This is a genomic window from Streptomyces sp. NPDC093252, from assembly GCF_040683675.1.
Taxonomy (GTDB): Bacteria; Actinomycetota; Actinomycetes; order Streptomycetales; family Streptomycetaceae; genus Streptomyces.
Genome location: NZ_JBFBEM010000020.1, coordinates 1 through 16,607 on the forward strand (window position 1 = coordinate 1; position 16,607 = coordinate 16,607).

14 protein-coding genes and 1 pseudogene are annotated in these 16,607 nt (G+C 73.6%); 7 read left to right on the forward strand and 8 right to left on the reverse strand.

What is annotated here, in order from left to right; genetic code table 11:
* Nucleotides 1–113: 113 nt before the first annotated feature.
* The 4 genes and pseudogenes from AB0O01_RS32860 to AB0O01_RS32875 all read right to left on the reverse strand — a co-directional run bounded on the left by AB0O01_RS32860 (nt 114) and on the right by AB0O01_RS32875 (nt 4,553).
* Nucleotides 114–917: a class I SAM-dependent methyltransferase gene (locus AB0O01_RS32860; RefSeq protein ID WP_365319205.1), complete on the reverse strand. Its 804-nt coding sequence runs from the start codon at nt 915–917 to the stop codon at nt 114–116.
* Between the two features lie 94 nt (nt 918–1,011).
* The gene (gene rfbB / locus AB0O01_RS32865) at nt 1,012–1,980 is read right to left on the reverse strand and encodes a dTDP-glucose 4,6-dehydratase (RefSeq protein ID WP_365319207.1); all 969 of its coding nucleotides are present in this window, start codon (nt 1,978–1,980) and stop codon (nt 1,012–1,014) included.
* A 165-nt stretch (nt 1,981–2,145) separates the two neighbouring features.
* Nucleotides 2,146–2,280: pseudogene (locus AB0O01_RS32870) on the reverse strand (glucose-1-phosphate thymidylyltransferase); the annotation flags it as partial.
* A gap of 185 nt (nt 2,281–2,465) precedes the next feature.
* Entirely contained in the window at nt 2,466–4,553 is a 2,088-nt protein-coding gene (locus tag AB0O01_RS32875) for a SpoIIE family protein phosphatase (RefSeq protein ID WP_365319209.1), read from the reverse strand.
* A 774-nt stretch (nt 4,554–5,327) separates the two neighbouring features.
* Between AB0O01_RS32875 and AB0O01_RS32880 the strand changes: the two genes are divergently transcribed.
* A complete protein-coding gene (locus tag AB0O01_RS32880; protein ID WP_365319210.1) occupies nt 5,328–7,454 on the forward strand; it encodes a SpoIIE family protein phosphatase in 2,127 nt (708 codons plus the stop codon).
* 180 nt (nt 7,455–7,634) lie between these two features.
* Here the strand turns inward: AB0O01_RS32880 and AB0O01_RS32885 are convergent, their stop codons facing one another.
* On the reverse strand, nt 7,635–8,921 hold the full coding sequence (locus AB0O01_RS32885; RefSeq protein WP_365319212.1) for a S1 family peptidase: 1,287 nt from the start codon (nt 8,919–8,921) through the stop codon (nt 7,635–7,637).
* A gap of 13 nt (nt 8,922–8,934) precedes the next feature.
* Between AB0O01_RS32885 and AB0O01_RS32890 the strand changes: the two genes are divergently transcribed.
* Nucleotides 8,935–9,303, forward strand: a complete 369-nt coding sequence (locus AB0O01_RS32890; protein ID WP_365319408.1) for a PaaI family thioesterase — start codon at nt 8,935–8,937, stop codon at nt 9,301–9,303.
* Nucleotides 9,304–9,503: 200 nt separating this feature from the next.
* Here AB0O01_RS32890 and AB0O01_RS32895 read toward each other — a convergent pair whose 3' ends face one another.
* The 3 genes from AB0O01_RS32895 to AB0O01_RS32905 all read right to left on the reverse strand — a co-directional run bounded on the left by AB0O01_RS32895 (nt 9,504) and on the right by AB0O01_RS32905 (nt 11,200).
* Entirely contained in the window at nt 9,504–10,040 is a 537-nt protein-coding gene (locus tag AB0O01_RS32895) for an SRPBCC family protein (RefSeq protein ID WP_365319213.1), read from the reverse strand.
* 5 nt (nt 10,041–10,045) lie between these two features.
* The gene (locus AB0O01_RS32900; RefSeq protein WP_365319215.1) at nt 10,046–10,450 is read right to left on the reverse strand and encodes a metalloregulator ArsR/SmtB family transcription factor; all 405 of its coding nucleotides are present in this window, start codon (nt 10,448–10,450) and stop codon (nt 10,046–10,048) included.
* 219 nt (nt 10,451–10,669) lie between these two features.
* Nucleotides 10,670–11,200, reverse strand: a complete 531-nt coding sequence (locus tag AB0O01_RS32905; RefSeq protein ID WP_365319218.1) for a subtilase-type protease inhibitor — start codon at nt 11,198–11,200, stop codon at nt 10,670–10,672.
* A gap of 317 nt (nt 11,201–11,517) precedes the next feature.
* On the opposite strand from AB0O01_RS32905, the gene AB0O01_RS32910 reads away from it, so the two are divergent.
* The 5 genes from AB0O01_RS32910 (at nt 11,518) to AB0O01_RS32930 (ending at nt 16,585) form a co-directional block, all read left to right on the forward strand.
* Nucleotides 11,518–12,048, forward strand: a complete 531-nt coding sequence (locus tag AB0O01_RS32910) for a hypothetical protein (RefSeq protein WP_365319220.1) — start codon at nt 11,518–11,520, stop codon at nt 12,046–12,048.
* 370 nt (nt 12,049–12,418) lie between these two features.
* Nucleotides 12,419–13,597, forward strand: a complete 1,179-nt coding sequence (locus AB0O01_RS32915) for a lactate 2-monooxygenase (RefSeq protein ID WP_365319222.1) — start codon at nt 12,419–12,421, stop codon at nt 13,595–13,597.
* Nucleotides 13,598–13,769: 172 nt separating this feature from the next.
* Complete coding sequence (locus AB0O01_RS32920) at nt 13,770–14,216, forward strand: DUF6188 family protein (protein ID WP_365319225.1); 447 nt, start codon at nt 13,770–13,772, stop codon at nt 14,214–14,216.
* 181 nt (nt 14,217–14,397) lie between these two features.
* Complete coding sequence (locus AB0O01_RS32925) at nt 14,398–15,735, forward strand: extracellular solute-binding protein (protein ID WP_365319227.1); 1,338 nt, start codon at nt 14,398–14,400, stop codon at nt 15,733–15,735.
* Nucleotides 15,736–15,838: 103 nt separating this feature from the next.
* A complete protein-coding gene (locus AB0O01_RS32930; protein ID WP_365319229.1) occupies nt 15,839–16,585 on the forward strand; it encodes a peptidase E in 747 nt (248 codons plus the stop codon).
* Nucleotides 16,586–16,607: the final 22 nt, after the last annotated feature.

Consider the following 16,607-nt stretch of genomic DNA (forward strand, 5'->3'; position numbering starts at 1 on the left):
GGGGGGCGGGGGGGGGGGGGGGCGCGGCCCCCGCCCCCCCCCCCCCCGCCCCCCCGCCCCTCCCCGTGTCCGGTGCGGGTGTCGCCGCCCCTCCCCCGTGCCCGGTGCCGGTGTCAGCGGTTGACCGCGTAGGTCTCCAGGGCGCGGCGCAGGGCGGGCCAGCCCCGGGTGCGGCCGGCGCCGATGTTGCGGGCGCGGGCCAGCGGGCCCCAGAACCCGGCCGAGAGCAGCTCCTCGGGGCGGACCGTGCGGACCCGGTCGAGGATGGCCTCGGGCACCTTCTGCGGGTCCGGGACGTCGAACTCGGCCATGATCTCGTCGTACTTGTCGCTGAGCGTGGTGTTGCCCGGGTCGGCGCCGAACACCACGAGCTGGCCGGTGGGTTCGGTGTCGACCAGGACGGTCACCAGGTCGGGGCGGTACCGGTCGAGGATCTCGACCAGCTTGTAGACATCGCCGGTCCAGGCGTTGGTGTGCCGGTCGCGGGCGGCCTCGTCGATGCTGCGCGGCAGCATGTCGTCGAAGACGATGACGCTCGCCCAGTCCGAGTGCTTCTCGATGTTGATGAAGTCGCGCAGCGCGTACTCGAAGAGGTGCATGCCGTCGATGAACGACAGGTCGAGCGTGGTGCGCCGCCAGTGGCCGATCGGGCTGCGGCCCCGGGCGAGATTGCGCAGCGGGTGCCGGCCGCCCTTGAGGTGGGCGAGGGGGTTGTCCCGGGCGAAGAAGTCGTCACTGGTCGCCTTCACCAGATGGACATCGCACCGGATCTCGCTGACCACCTTGAACGCCGGGTCGATCGCGATGCTCGGCACCCGGGACAGGGTGAGGCTGCGGCCGTCGTTGACACCGATCTCCAGGTAGTTGCGGTTGGCGGCGGCCTTGTGCAGGCCCCGCAGGAACTCGTGGCGTTTCACGCAGGTGACTCCTTGCGGATCAGGGGCGGTGCTTCTTGGCGGGGTGGTTGTCGGGTGACGGCCGGTGCGGGTGGGCCGGGTTCATGGGCCGGGTTCAGGTGGGCACCACACGGTGCTTGAGCGCGCGCCACCAGGCGCGGTGGGTGCGGTACCAGGCGACGGTGGTGGCGATACCGGACTCGAAGTCGTGCAGGGGGAAGTAGCCGAGTTCGGCGCGGGCCTTGGTCCAGTTGACGCTGTGGCGCAGATCGTGGCCCTTGCGGTCGGTGACGAACTCCACCATGTCCCAGCCGACGCCGCAGACATCGAGGATGACGGAGGTGAGTTCCTTGTTGGTCAGTTCGGTGCCGCCGCCGATGTTGTAGATCTCGCCGGGGCGGCCCTTGGTGCGGACCAGTTCGATGCCGTGGCAGTGGTCCTCGACGTGCAGCCAGTCGCGGACGTTCAGGCCGTCGCCGTACAGGGGGACCTTCTTGCCCTCCAGGAGGTTGGTGATGAACAGCGGGATCACCTTCTCCGGGAACTGGTGGGGCCCGTAGTTGTGGGAGCAGCGGGTGACGCGGACGTCCATGCCGTGGGTCTGGTGGTAGGCGAGGGCGAGCAGGTCGGAGGACGCCTTGGAGGCGGAGTAGGGGGAGCCGGGCCGCAGCGGGTGCTCCTCGGGCCAGGATCCGGCCTTGATCGATCCGTACACCTCGTCGGTGGAGACCTGGACGAAGGTCTCCACGCCGTGCCGCAGGGCGGCCTCCAGCAGCGTCTGGGTGCCCAGCACATTGGTGCGGACGAACGCGCCGCCGCCCTCGGTCGACCGGTCCGCGGGGGACTCCGCGGCGAAGTGCACCACCTGCTGGACACGGGCCATCGCCCGGTCGACGGCGGCCGGGTCGCAGATGTCACCGTGGACGAACTCCAGCCGGGGGTGGCTGTCCGGCAGGTTGTCCCGGGTGCCGGCGTGGGTGAGCCGGTCGAGCACCGTGACCCGTGGTCCGCCGGGCCGGGCCAGCAGCCCGCGGACATACGTGGAGCCGATGAACCCGGCGGCGCCGGTGACGAGGAGGTTCATGCAGGGATCTACACCTTGGTCATGTCTGGGGCTGCGGGGGTGCGACCGGCTCGGACCGGCCGCGGTGGGGGATGGCAGAGGGTGCGTGGAGGACGGCTGCGGACGGAGGTGAGGTAGGGGGTGGGGGCGGGGGGCTGCCGGTCAGACGGCACCCGCCTCGCCGGTCCCGGCCCCGGCGAGCGGATCCGGACCGTGGAACGGCACCGTCCCGCGGGCGGCCGGGACGGGGGACGAGGCCGGGGTGTGGGTGATCGGCCGGAGGCGTGTTCCGGCGCCGCCGACCGGCACAAGTGCCTTCATCTGGCACACCATAGCCAAGGAACGGCCGGAATGGAGGTGCTCCGTTGTGGTTCCGTATCACTCCATTCCGACTGCTGTTTCCCGAGGCGTCATCTGGGAAAAACGCGCGCCGCGCGGGGCGGTTGGGGCGTGCGCCGGCGCGGGGGCTTTACCGCGGTGCGTAGTTGGATGATCACGGGGTGCGGTCAGCGGGGGGCGTCGACGGGGAGTTCGCTCCAGACCTGTTTGCCGCCGCTGACCGGGACCGTGCCCCAGGTGCCCGAGAGGGCCTCCACCAGCAGCAGTCCGCGTCCGCCGGTGGCCTCCCAGCCGATGCGGGTGGGTTTGACGGGGCTGCGCGGGGAGGAGTCGGCGACGGCGACCCGGAGCCGGCCGCCGACCAGGGTGAGATCCAGGCGGACCTGCCCGTCGGTGTGCACCAGCGCGTTGGTGACCAGTTCGGACACCACCAGGAGCGCGGAGTCGCAGGGGTCGGTGACGCCCCAGGCGCGCAGGGTGCGGCGGGTGAAGCGGCGGGCGTGCCGGACCGCCTCCGGGACCCGCCACACCGTCCAGCTCTCCCGTCGCGGGCGGACCGCGAGGCCGTCGTAGCGCATCAGCAGCAGGGCGATGTCGTCGGTGCGGCGGGCGCCGACCAGCAGGGTGTCGGCGACCAGGCCGAGATGGGCGGGGTCGGCGCCGGACAGATCGCGGGCGAGGCGGTCCATGCCCTCGTCGATGTCGTGTCCGGCCACCTCCACCAGACCGTCGGTGACCAGGGCGATCAGGGTGCCGGGGCGCAGCCGCAGCTCGGTCATCGGGAACTCGGCCCCGTCGAGCACCCCGAGCGGGGGCCCGCCCTCCGCCTGGGCGGTCTCGGTGGTTCCGTCGGGGTGGCGCAGGACCGGCGGGAGGTGTCCGGCACGGACGCACCAGGCGGAGCCCTCCTCGGTGTCGACATCGACATAGGCGCAGGTGGCGAAGAGGTCGGTCTCCATCTCCAGGAGGAGGCGGTTGGCGTGGGAGACGACGACGTCCGGGGGGTGGCCCTCGGCGGCGTAGGCGCGCAGGGCGGTCCGCATCTGCCCCATCAGGGTCGCGGCGGCGGCACTGTGCCCCTGGACGTCGCCGATGACCAGGGCGACATGGTGGTCGGGCAGCGGGATCACGTCGTACCAGTCGCCGCCCAGCTCCAGGCCGGCCGTGGCGGGCAGATAGCGGGCGACGGCGGTGGCGCCGGGCAGGCGGGGCAGCCTGCGGGGCAGGAGCTGGCGCTGGAGCATGCCGACGAGTTCGTGCTCGGCGTCGAAGGCGTGGGCCCGCATGAGGGCCTGTCCGGCGAGCCCGGCGGAGGCGGTGAGCAGGGCGCGTTCGTCGGGGCCGAAATCGTGCGGGTCGTCCCAGCCGATCAGACAGGCCCCGGCCATCCTGGTCCCGGCCGGCAGCGGCAGTACGGCGAGTCCGCCCGGGCCGACCTCGGCGAGCGCGGGTTCCAGGGCGGCGGTTCCGGCGGGCCATATCCGGGCGCGGCCCTCGCGCAGCGCGGCGGCCAGGGTGGGCATCGCCCGGACCGGGGCCTCGGGCCACTCGGTGCGCCACTCCAGCCGCCACAGCTCGGGCCACGACTCGGGCTCGGGCGGGTCGAGGACGGTGACGACGAGCCGGTCGCCCTCCAGTTCGGCCAGGGCGATCCGGTCGGCGCGCAGCGGCCCGCGCAGCCCGGCGACGACGGCGTGGCTGACGTCCCGGACGGTCCCGGCGGCGGCGAGGGCGGCGGCGAGGCGCTGGACGCGGGCCACGTCGGTGGCGTCGGAGCGTCCGGTCGTGGCGTCGGTGACGGTGCCGACCAGCCGGGCGGCGCGGCCGTCGACGCCGGGCAGCGGCTGGCCGCGCAGCCGCAGCCAGCGGGGCGGCCCGGCGCGGCGGAGCACCCGGAAGTCCAGTTCGCGTTCGCCGGCGGACCGGTGACCGGCCTCGACGACGGACATCAGGGACGGCAGGTCCTCGGGGACGGTCAGGCCGAGCAGGGTCTCCACCCGGCCGTCGAAGTCCTCGGGGGCGAGCCCGAAGAGATCGAGCAGTTCCCGGCCGGTGTCGATCCGGCCGGTGTCCATGGCGAGCACGAAACCGCCGGGCGGCAGCTCCGCCGGGACGGGCGGGCACTCGGGCACGGCGCCGGCGACGGCGTCGGCGATCAGCTCCAGACAGGCGCGGTCCTCGGCGTCGAAGCCACCCGGGGACTCGGTGACGGCGAGCAGCCGGTGGCCGTCACGGGCGGGGACGACGGCGAGCACGGGGAGGGCGGGGAAGACGGGGCGGACGGGGGGATGGTGGGCGGCGGAGCCGGGGACGGACGGCGGGTCGGCGGTGGAGCCGGGGAGGGACGGCGGGTCGGCGGTGGAGCCGGGCGCGGGCGGCCGGGCGGCGGTGGCACCGGGGACAGGCGGCGGGTCGGCGGCATGACCGGACGTGGGCGGCCGGGCGGCGGTGGAGCCGGACGTGGGCGGCCGGTCGGCGGCGTAGCTCTCCGGCAGGCCGTACAGGGTGCGCGGGGCTCCGGCGGACTCGGTCAGGTGCAGCCGTCCGCTGTCGCCGGAGGGGGTGTAGAGGGCCGCGAGGGCGGCGGGGGTGAAGGCGAGGACCTGCTCCAGGAGCCGGTGGCACCGCTCGGCGGAGTCCGGCTCGCGGCGAGCGCCTTGAGGGCCGCCTCGGCCCGCGCGACCCGCGCCCTGCGTCCCGTAGCGCCCTCGTCGACCACGTCCGTCATTACAGCGCGTATGCGGCGGTGGCGCAGCCCCCGTGCAGTCGGCGGGGTCGGTCGCCGGGCCCACCCGAATCCTGCTGAATTCATCTGAACCCATCGCAACCATCGACTCTCGCCAAGAATTGGTGAGAATAGGATAAAAGCACGCCAAAAGCTAGGTATGACGGCCGTATGACGGCCTGCTCCCGGCCGGGTGGGACCGCGCTCGTCCGCGTCCCCACCGCTCGCGGTGCGCCCGGCGCCGGGCCGGGAGAGAGTGTGGTGCCTGAAGGCCGTCCCACGGCCGGTCGAGGAGGTGGTCGGCATGTCCGACGGGCAGCCCTCCGGGCGGCCGGGGGGCCCGGCCGGACGGCCGCTGCTGTCGCTCGCCCTCGTCGAGATGATGGAGGGCGTGCAGGCGCACTCCGGCGCGGTGTATCTGCTCGCGCACGACGAGCCGGTGCTGGAGATCGCGGTGATGGCGGGGCTGCCGCGGACCTTCGCGGCGCCCTGGGAGCGGGTGGGGCTGAGCGCCCCGATCCCGGTCGCCGACGCGGCGCGCGAACGGCGTCTGGTGTGGGTCGGCGGCGAGGAGGAGATGGCGAGCCGCTATCCGCGGGTCGCGGTGGTGCTGCCGTACCCCTTCGCCGTGGCCGCGCTGCCGCTGGCCACGGAGACCGCGGTGTACGGGGCGGTCTTCGTGACCTGGCCGGGCTCGCACCCCCGGGAGCTGGCCGGCCCGGAGCGGGACCGGCTGGCGACGGCCTGCCGGGATCTGGCCGGGCGCCTGGAACGGCTGGCGCGGGAGAGCCGGACGCTGCCGCCGGAGCCGGATCTGCCGAGTGTGCCGCCGGACGGCGGGGGGTCCGGGACCCCCGGGTCGGTCGAGGCGGTACGGATGGCGGGGCGGCTGCCGTACGGGCTGTGCTCGCTGGATCTGCACGGCCGGATCGGGTTCGCCAACCCGGCGGCGGCCGATCTGATCGGGGTCCCGGTGAGCGGTCTGCTGGGCACCCAGCTCTGGGCGGCGGTGCCCTGGCTGAACGACCCGGTGTACGAGGACCGCTACCGGGCGGCGCTGATCAGCCAGCGCATCACCTCGTTCGTGGCACTGCGCCCGCCCGGCGACTGGCTGTCGTTCCGGCTCTATCCCGGCCGCAGCGGGCTGAGTGTACGGATCAGCCGGGCCCGGGCGGTGGCCGACACGGTCCGGTCGGGCCCGGACGGGGACGGGACGCCGTCCCGGCTGGTGACCATCTCCACGGTGCTCAGCCTGGCCAGCGCGCTGACCGAGGCCGCGAGCGTCAAGGACATCGTCCAGCTCGTCGCCGACGAGGTGGCGCCGGCCGTGGGCGGTCAGGGCGTCGCCCTGCTCACCTCGCGGGGCGGGCGGATGCATGTCCTCGGCCACCGCGGCTACCCCGACACCCATGCCGTCGAGCGCTTCGACGGCACCCCGATGTCCGAACCGACCCCGGGCGTCCAGGCCCTGAACAGCGCGGTCCCGGCGTTCTTCGAGTCCCGGGAGGCGCTGGAGCGGCTGTACCCGGCGCGGCACACCACCCCGGACGGCTTCTCGGCCTGGGCCTACCTCCCGCTGATCGCCTCCGGCCGCCCGGTCGGCACCTGTGTGCTGGCCTACACCGAGCGGCACGCCTTCCCCACCGACGAGCGGGCCGTGCTCAGCAGCCTCGGCGGCCTGATCGCGCTCGCCCTGGAACGGGCCCTGCTCTACGACGCCAAGCACCAGCTCGCGCACGGTCTCCAGGCCGCGCTGCTGCCCAGCTCCCTGCCGCCGCTGCCGGGTGTCGACGCGGCGGCCCGCTATCTGCCGGGCACCCGCGGGATGGACATAGGCGGCGACTTCTACGACCTCGTCCCGGCCACCGGCACGGCCGTGGCGGTGATCGGTGACGTGCAGGGACACAATGTGACGGCGGCCGGGCTGATGGGGCAGATCCGGACCGCCGTCCGCGCCTACACGACCGTCGGGCAGCCGCCGCACGAGGTGATGCGCAGCACCAACCGGCTGCTGATCGAGCTGGGTTCCGATCTCTTCGCGAGCTGTCTGTATCTGCGGCTGGACCCGGCGCGCGGCCGGGCCGTGATGGCGCGGGCCGGGCATCCGCCGCCGCTGCTGAGACGGCCGGACGGCCAGGTGCGGGTGCTGGACCTGGCGGGCGGTCCGCTGCTCGGCATCGACGGGGCGGCGGTCTATCCGACGACGGAGGTCGACCTGACCCCGGGTTCGGTGCTGGTGCTCTACACCGACGGGCTGATCGAGTCCCCCGGGATCGACATCGAGGACGCCCTGACCGAGCTGAGCGAGCGGCTGTGCCGGGCGGGCCATCTGCCGCCGGACGAACTGGCGGAGGAGCTGATGAGGAGGGGCGCGGCGGAGGGGGAACGGCCGGACGACGTGGCGCTGCTGGTGCTGCGGGCGACGGGGTGAGGGCGGGGGCGTCGGGCGATGGGTGGGGGTGGGGTCCGCGGGCGATGGGTGGGGGTGGGGTCCGCGGTGCCCGGGGCGGGCCGGGCTTTGGTTCCGGTGCTCGGTCCCGTGCGGGTGGCCCGGCCCTCCCGTGCGGGGGCCGGGCCACCTCACCGCCACCGACCGCGGCGGGGGGTGCGGTCAGCGGGTCCCGGTCGGGGCGGAGCCGTCGGACTGGCGCCCGCCCTGCTGCTGTTGCCCGGCGCCGTAGCCGGAGTCGTCACCGGAGGAGTCACCGGAGTCGTCGTCGCCGGGGACCGGCGCGTCGGTGCCGGTCCCGGAACCGTCGTCACCGGCCCCCGGATCGCCCCCGCCGATCCCCGTGCCCAGCGTCGCGCCCACCGCCTCCAGGGCCGTGGTCACCGGCTGGAAGAAGGTCTCGCCGCCGATCGTGCAGTCGCCGCTGCCGCCGGAGGTGAGGCCGAGGGCGAGTCCGTCCCGGGTGAACAGGGAGCCGCCGCTGTCGCCGGGCTCGGCGCACACATCGGTCTGGATGAGCCCGGTGACCGTGCCCTCCGGGTAGTTGACGGTGGCGTCGAGGCCGAGGACCTGGCCGTCGGAGAGCCCGGTGGTGGAACCCATCCGGAAGACCTGCTGGCCGACGGTCGCCTCGGCGGCCCCGCTGATCGGTACGGTCCGGTCGCCGAGGTTCACCTCGCTGGGCGCGACGGTGGCCGGGTCGTCGTAGCGGACCAGGGCGAAGTCACCGGCGCCGGGGAAGACGGCCTGGTCGACGGTGCCGACCGGGGCGCCGCCCTGGAGGTCGGACCACTGGGCGACGGCGACGCCGCAGTGCCCGGCGGTGAGGAAGGCGGGGGCGCCGTCGCCCGCGGTGACATTGAACCCGGCCGAACAGCGCGACCCCCCGCCGAAGATGGCGTCGCCGCCGGACAGGAACGTACGGAAGGTGCCGGACGACTTCTTCAGGGTGGCCATGCCGTCGCCGAGCCGCCGCACGGCCGACTCCAGGGTGTCCCAGTCGCCGCCGGTGACGGTGGAGTCGGCGGTGACCAGGATCTTGTTGGTGCGCGGGTCGACGGCCCAGGAGGTGCCGGGGATGGTGGCCTCGCTGCTCAGGGTCCGGGCGGCGGAGGTGAGTTCGGCGGTGCTGTTGTCGACCTGGCGGACGGCCGCGCCGGCGCTTCGGGCGCGGACGACGAGCTGGTTGTCGTCGCCCACGACATTGACGACGAGCTGCTGGTTGTCGGCGTCGTAGTAGGAGCCGGCGAAGGCGTCCCCCAGCGATCCGGCGAGCCAGGTGGCGAGGTCCGAGGCGTCGCCCGCCTTGAGTGTGCGGGGCGCGGCCGTCCCCGACGGGCCGTCCTGGGACGCGTTGGCGTTCGGCAGGAGGACGGCCGCCGCCCCGAGCGCGGCGACACCGCCCACCGCTATGACGGCCTTGCGCTTCGGAATTCGCCTGTGACTCAACCTACTCGACCTCCTGGGGACCGGCTCCGCCTCCGTGCGGGGGCGGTTGGGGGCGCCTGACTGGCCACTGGTACGCGTGGGGCGGGCGCGGCGTTCAATCCCGTCGCGCGGCGGGAACGATCCGGCCATGACGCTTACGCCCGAGCAGGCCGAAACCGCCACGGTGGTCGCGGTGGCGGCGGCACGGGGCGGCTACGGGCCGATGACGACCGTGCAGCAGTCGACGTCGTTCCAGCGGGCGGTGGTGGGCGGGGATGTGCTGATCGAGGCGGTGGTGACGAAGCTGGGCCGCCGCACGGCGTTCGCCGACATCACCCTGACGGTGGCGGAGTCGGGCGAACTGGCGGCGCGCGCGAGCACGGTGTACGCGCTCCTCGGCTGAGCACGCCTGCGGGGCCCCTGCGGGGCCGTCCGGGCGCCACCGCAGGTTTCGGGCGGGGCCGTCCGGCCGGGGAGCTCGAGTCTTCGTGCCGGTCGGGCGCTGGTGCCGGTGCGGGTGCCGGGTGCCGCCTGCTGGTGTGGGTGCCGGTGCCGGTGTTCGTCCCGGTCAGGAGTCGGTGCCGGTGCCGGGGATCAGACCGGTCAGGCGCCGGAGGCCGTGCCGGGGATCGGGGCGCCGGAGGGGAACCCGGCGGCCACATAGCCGTCGTAGAAGCCCTGCCAGGGGGCGGTGGGGCCGGCGTGCGGGCCCTCGAAGGGGGTGCCCTGGGCCCTGGCGTCCAGGGCGGAGAGGCAGACCTCCCACCCGGCGCCGTTGCGGGCGGCGGTGTCCTCGGCGACCAGCACATTGGTGAGGGTGAAGCGGGTGCGCCCGTCGTCCAGGGGCTCCAGGTCGAAGTGGAGTTCGTCGCCGCCCCAGTCGAAGGAGAGATGGCGGGGCGGGTCCACGGCGATGATCCGGCCGGGGTGGTCCGCCATGGCGGGGTCGCCGGTGAAGGCGACGGCACCGCCGGGCCGCAGATCCATCTCGGCGCGGGCGGGGAACCATCCGGCGAGTTCGTCGGGGTCGGTGACGAAGTGCCAGACGCGGTCGACGGGGTGGTCGTAGGTGCGGCGGAAGCGGATCGCCGGGCGGCCGTCGTCGAGGGTGAGGAAGGTGCCGGTGAGGTCGGCGGTCATGGGGATCAGTCCTTCGGTGCGGGGGTGGATCGGTGCGGTCCGACGGACCGGGGCGCTGCTCGCGGCGGGCCCGGCGGGTCCGTGCCGTCCGCCGGGCCCGCCGCCGCGTCGAGGCGGTGGCCGAGGGCGTCCAGGCTGCGGTTCCAGAGGCTGCGGTAGGGCGTGAGCCAGGCATCGAGGGCGGCGATGGGCGCGGGGTCGAGGGCGTAGACCCGGCGTTGCGCGTCCTGCCGTACCCGGACGAGTCCCGCCTCGCGCAGCACCTTCAGATGCTTGGAGGTGCCGGGCTGGCTGAGCCCGGTGCGCTCCACCAGTTCCCCGACGGACCTCGGCCGCTCCAGGAGCAGCGCGACGATGGCCCGCCGATGGGGGTCGGCGAGGGCGGCCCAGAGCGCGTCGTCGTCGGACATGGGTTCAATATGCCTCGCTAGCTATATACCCGTCAAGGCATACAAGGCTCCTCGAAGACTTCCCCGCCAGACGCCGTCGGGGTCGGCGGGCGGCCCCACTCCGCCCACCGACCCCCTGTGCGGGATCCCGGCGACCCCGTGACAGGCGCCCGCTCTCCCCACTCACGGGCCGCCCGCTGCGCTCACGGGGACCGGCGATCCCGGTCCTTGGGCGGCGGCCTAGAAGGAGAAGACGCCGGCGCCGTGGGCGCGCATCATGCAGTCGTTGGGGAAGGTGCGCTCATAGCCGACCCGCTTGCCCTGCCAGACACCGGAAACGGTGGCCACGACCGGCCGGTAGTCCCGGGTGCACATCACGGCGGCGTCAGCGGTGAGGGTGTCGAAGTCGCCGCCGACCCGGGTCAGTTCGGCACAGGCGGCCCGGGGGGACGGGTGGGTGCCGCCGGGGGCGGGGGCGCAACTGAGGGTGACGGCCCGCTCGGGGGCGGTCGCACCGGCGGCCTCGCCGCGGGCCACGGTGAGCACCAGGGCGGTGGGGGCGTAGAGGGAGGTGGGGGTGGCGGGGGTGGCTACCGGGGCTACGGCGAGGGTGGCGGCCGGGGCTGCCGGGAGGGTGGCGGCCGGGGCGACGGCAGGGGTGGCGACCGGGATGGCGGCCGGGGCGGCGAGGGCGGCTCCGGTGAACGGACCGCCGATGGCGGCCGTGACGGTGAGGCCGAGGGTCGCTGCCCAGCGCGCGGTGTTCCGCATTGTGTGCATCCTTCCGCTTGAGGGAACGGGGGCCACTGCCCGGTGGGGCGAGCGGCGAGCGCGAGTCTGCCGAGTCCGGCCCGGAAACTCATCTCGACCCCATCGATTTCAGTAACCTTGCGTATTGAATCAGTGGCGTGAAGTGACGGAATGCGCGCCACACCGCCGCGATTCCTCAAGGCTCTTGATCGCCGGAGGTGGCCGGATGGTCGTTTCGTCCCGGCTCGTTAATCGGCCTGAAACATTCCGATTCCGCTCTCGGCGGACCGGTCCTGTCCACCCTTGCGTTCATGGAATTGCGGAGTAATCGTCATTACATGATTACTTCGGAGCAGACAGAGAAGGTACGCGGGTGGTTCGCGGGCCGACTGCCGGAGGACCTCTTCGAGGAGCTGGCCGAGGTCGTGGTGGATCGCGAGGAGATCACCGTGATCGGCCGGATTCCGCCGCCCCGGCAGGCCGAGGGCGTGTCGGACACCGAGCGGGAGGCGGCGGTGCAGGGCCGGGTCCAGGAGTTCCGGGAGCGCACCCGGGAGACCCGGATGGGCATCGCCCGTGAGGCCGAGCACCGGTTCGGCCGCAAGGTGTCCTGGGGGGTGCTGTGCGGGGCGGAGCGCGCTCTGTTCACCCATGTCGCCGCGCCCGTGATGACCCGGCTGCGGCAGCCGGAGCGGCGGGTGCTGGACACGCTGGTCGCGTCCGGGGTCGCCCGCAGCCGCAGTGAAGCCCTCGCCTGGTGCGTCCGTCTGGTGCGGCGCCATGAGGACGACTGGCTGACGGAACTGCGCACGTCCCTGGAGCATGTGCAGCGGGTCAGGGCGCAGGGGCCGGACGCGGAGGCGCCGTGAGGCGGGCGGTGTTCGTCGACGCCGATGCGGCGGTGGACGGCGGGTCGTGCCGCGACGCCGGGCCGGGCGAGGAGGTGGTGCGGGCGGTCGCTGACGCCCGTGGACGGCGGGGAAGCGCAGGGCGGTGACGCGGGCGGCGCCCCACCGTGAACCCACCGCGCCGGGCTCAGCTCAGGGCCCGCCACGCCAGGGCCCCGCTCAGGGCCCACCCGCGCCAGGCCCCGCCCAGAACCCACCACACCGAACCCCGCCCAGAACCCACCCACGCCGAGCCCGTCGGAGAGCCCACCCCCCTCCCCTGGACACCCCCGAACCGACCGGTGAGTATGGCGGCCATCGACCCCCGGGACGGGAAAGGCGGGACGCGCGGATGGCCAAGCACTGGGCTGACTTCCAGTACGAGATCTATCTCCAGGGAATGACGGGGGCCGTGCCCCGGCTGCCCACCGATCTGACCCGGCTGGAGGAGATCACCGCACAGCGGCTCGGACCCGGCCCGGTGGGCTACGTGGCGGGGGCGGCCGGGGACGGCAGCACCGCCCGCGCCAACCGGGAGGCCCTGCGGCGGCGCCGGATCGTGCCGCGGATGCTGCGCGATGTGCATGAGCGGGATCTGTCGGTGGAGGTGCTCGGCCGGACGCTGCCCGCCCCGCTGGCGCTGGCACCGGTCGGGGTGCTGTCGATCCTGCATCCGGACGCGGAGCCGGCCGCCGCGCGGGCCGCCGCCGCGCAGGGTGTGCCGTACATCCTGTCCTCGGCGTCCAGCACCCCGATGGAGGAGGTCGCGGCGGCGATGGGGGACGCGGAGCGCTGGTTCCAGCTCTACTGGTCCAAGGACCGCGAGGTGACGCGGAGCTTCCTCGGGCGGGCGCGGGCGTCCGGGTTCTCGGTGCTGGTGGTCACGCTGGACACCCCGCTGCTGGCCTGGCGGCCCCGCGATCTGGACCAGGCGTATCTGCCGTTTCTGCACGGGGTGGGCACGGCCAACTACTTCACCGACCCGGCGTTCCGCGCCGGTCTGGCCAAGCCGGTGCGGGAGGATCCGAACGCGGCGGTGATGCACTTCGTGAGCCTGTTCGCGGATCCGGGGAAGACGTGGCCGGACCTGGCGTTCCTGCGGGAGCACTGGGACGGGCCGATCGTGCTGAAGGGGGTGCTGCACCCGGACGACGCGCGGCTCGCGGCGGACGCCGGGATGGACGGGGTGGTGGTGTCCAACCACGGGGGACGGCAGGTGGCGGGCGCGGTCGCGGCGGCGGACGCGCTGCCGGGGATCGCGCGGGCGGTCGGCGACCGGCTGACCGTGCTGTTCGACAGCGGCGTCCGGACCGGCGACGACATCGTGAAGGCGCTGGCGCTCGGCGCGCGGGCGGTGCTGGTCGGCCGACCGTACGCGTACGGGCTGGGGCTCGACGGGCAGGCGGGCGTCGAGCATGTGATCCGCTGTCTGCTGGCCGAACTCGACCTGACACTGGCCCTGTCCGGCCACACGACTCCGTCATCGGTGACGGCGGCGGACCTGATGGAGCAGCCGGGGCCGGCGGCGTAGAGGGCCCCCGGTGTCCCGTCTCATCGGAGCCGTCTCTGGATCGTGGACTGAGCTGGTGGTTCGCCAAGTGGATCGAGAACACAGCACGCTGGATTCTCAACAGACGTGGCTTCGGCGGAGTCCCTGGTGGCCCGCCGTCGCTCGGGGCCGGGCCGTGCGCCATGGTGGGGTGATGAGTACCGAAGCAGAGCCGGTCGAACGCGATGACCGGTGGATCTTGAATCTCCAAGGGTTGGACGTTGTCGGGATCACTGTCGACCACCGCCTCACGCTGGCCCTTGCCGACGGTTGGGAAGTCGTACTCGAAACGCCTGCCCGGCTCTCATCCGGGACGGCCCACACCGATCGCGGCGTGCTTCTGCTGCCCGAGAGTCAGGACGTGGCCCCCGTCCTCCCGCTCTTCGGGACGAAGGTCGTCTCTGCGGTCGCCTTCACATCCGGCACGCTTCTGATGGTGTTCGAGCATGGCACGCATCTGACGTGTCCGGCCGATGAGGCGTTCGAGGCATGGCAGATCACAGGACCTGGAGGATGGCGGTTCGTGTCCCTGCCGGAAGGCGGCCTCGGCGTCTGGTCCGCAGCGAATGAGAATCCGCAGGATCGGTATGCAGAGCATTGAGAATCTGCCAACTGGAGTGCGCCAGGACACCCGGCCTGACTCGGATCCCGGTGTGACAGGGACCCGGCCTGACAGGTGACGGCTTGCTTTGGGTTTGCCCAGAGATCCGTCCTTCTCCTTGACCCCCTTCTCAGCGGGTGAGTAGATCTCGGGCGTCCCCTCTCCTCTCCAAGGAGCCACCGTGTCCCCCGTACTCCCCGGCCGTGCCGCCTCCTCCCCCGCTCGCCGTCATGTCCTGCGCGGAGCCACCGCGTTCGCCGCGCTCGGTGCCGCCGGTACCGGTACCGCGTCCGCCGCCCCGGCCGTGCCGCCGCTGCCCGATCTCACCGGCGTCACGCTCCGGGTCCTGGTGAACTCCCCGCACATCGCCATGCACCGCACGGTCCTCGCCCCGGCCTGGCAGCGCCTCACCGGCGGCACGGTGGAGGTGACATCCACCGACTACATCCAGTTGACGGACCGGATCATCGACGACGTCCGCAGCGGTACCGGCGCCTTCGACGTCTTCGATTACTACTACTACGGCCTGGGCGCGCTCGTGGAGGCGGGCGCGCTCGTCGATCTCACCGGCTGGATCAGGTCCCGGCGCGACCTGGACACCCAGGACTTCCTGCCGTCCATCCACGACGCGTACACCCTGTACCGGGGCCGCCGCTACGGTCTGCCCTACGACGGTGACCAGCATCTGGTCTTCTACAACCGGGAGTTGCTCGACGCGCACGGTCTCCGGCCCCCGGCGACCTGGGACGAGTTCGACACCGTCGCCGAGCGGATCACCCGGGCGGGCGGCGGCGCCTACCACGGTGCCGTGCTCCAGCGGCAGCCGCACGCCATGGGCCTCGGCTGCTGCTTCATCAACCGGCTCGTCGGTTACGGGGGTGACCTGGTCGACCGCTCGGGCCGTCCGACGCTCACCACGGACGCGGCCCTCGCCGCCGCCCGGCATCTGGTCGAGGTGGCCCCCCACTCGCTCCCCATCCCGCCGGAGCAGCCCAGTTTCGACCCGGCCACCAACGCGTTCCTCGGCGGACAGCTCGGGCTGATCGAGTCCTGGACGGGGCTGGCGCGCCGCGCCGACGATCCCGCGCTGTCGAGGATCGCCGGGAAGTGGGGCGCGGTGGCGCTGCCGCTCGGCGGGCGCAACCGGCGCCGCCGCACCCCGCTCAACGGCGGCTACGCGCTGGGCGTGTCGTCCGCGTCCCCCCGTCGCGAGGCGGCGCTCGCCTACCTCGCGTGGGCGACGGCCAAGGACACCATGCTGATGGAGACCACGCAGAAGAACAGCGCCATCGACCCCAACCGGCGCAGTGTGCTGCACTCGGCGGCGTACGGGGAGACCACCCCGACCGCCGTCGGGCTCGTCCGGGACGGTCTGGACGGCACTCCGGTCGTCTGGCCCAAGGGCCCGCACGACCCGGGCAACCTCCAGCGGCTCGCCGACGAACTGGCGCTCGCGGTGGCGGGCACCCAGACCGCCACCCGCGCCCTGCGCACCGCCCAGGCGGCCTGGCGTCACTAGGGCGGGTCGCCGGACTCCCCCCTGCCCCGCGGGCGACGGCGGGAGTCCGACGCCCCGCCCCGGCCGGACCCGGCACCGCCCCGCCGTCGTTACGATCCCTTCCATGACCGCTTCCGCGCCCACCGTTCTCGCCACCTCCGGCGGCCATCGCGCCGGGACGCGTGCCCGCGTCCAGTTCGACGCGCTCGTGTATCACGCGGTGGAACTGGCCGGCGTGACGGGCAGGCGCCCGAGGGTGATGTACATCGGCACGGCGATCGGGGACGCGGAGCACTTCACCACCCGGATGACGGAGGCGGCGCGGATCGCGGGGTTCGATCTGACGCCGCTGCATCTCTTCCCGATGCCCAATGTGGAGAACATCGAGGCGGCGGTGCTGGCGCAGGACGTGGTGTGGGTGATGGGCGGCTCGGTGGCCAATCTGCTCGCGGTGTGGCGGGTGCACGGCCTGGACGCGATCATGCGCCGCGCCTGGCGGTCGGGGGTGGTGCTCAGCGGGGTCAGCGCGGGTTCCCTGTGCTGGTTCCAGGGCGGCGCGACGGACTCGTACGGGCCCGAGCTGCGCCCCGTCACCAACGGCCTCGGTCTGCTGCCGTACGGGAACGGGGTGCACTACGACGTGGATCCGGGGCGCCGTCCGCTGATCCACCGGCTGGTCGCGGACGGCACCTTCACCGAGGCGCACTGCACGGACGACGGAGTGGGCCTGGTCTACCGGGGCACGGAACTGGTCGAGGCGGTGGCGGAGGTTCCCGGCAAGGGCGCCTACCGGGTCGTCCGGCGGGCGGAGGACGGGACGGCGGTGGAGGAGCGGATCGAGCCGCGCCGGCTGCCGGCGGCCCCTGACTGACCCCGGCTGACCCGAACCGACC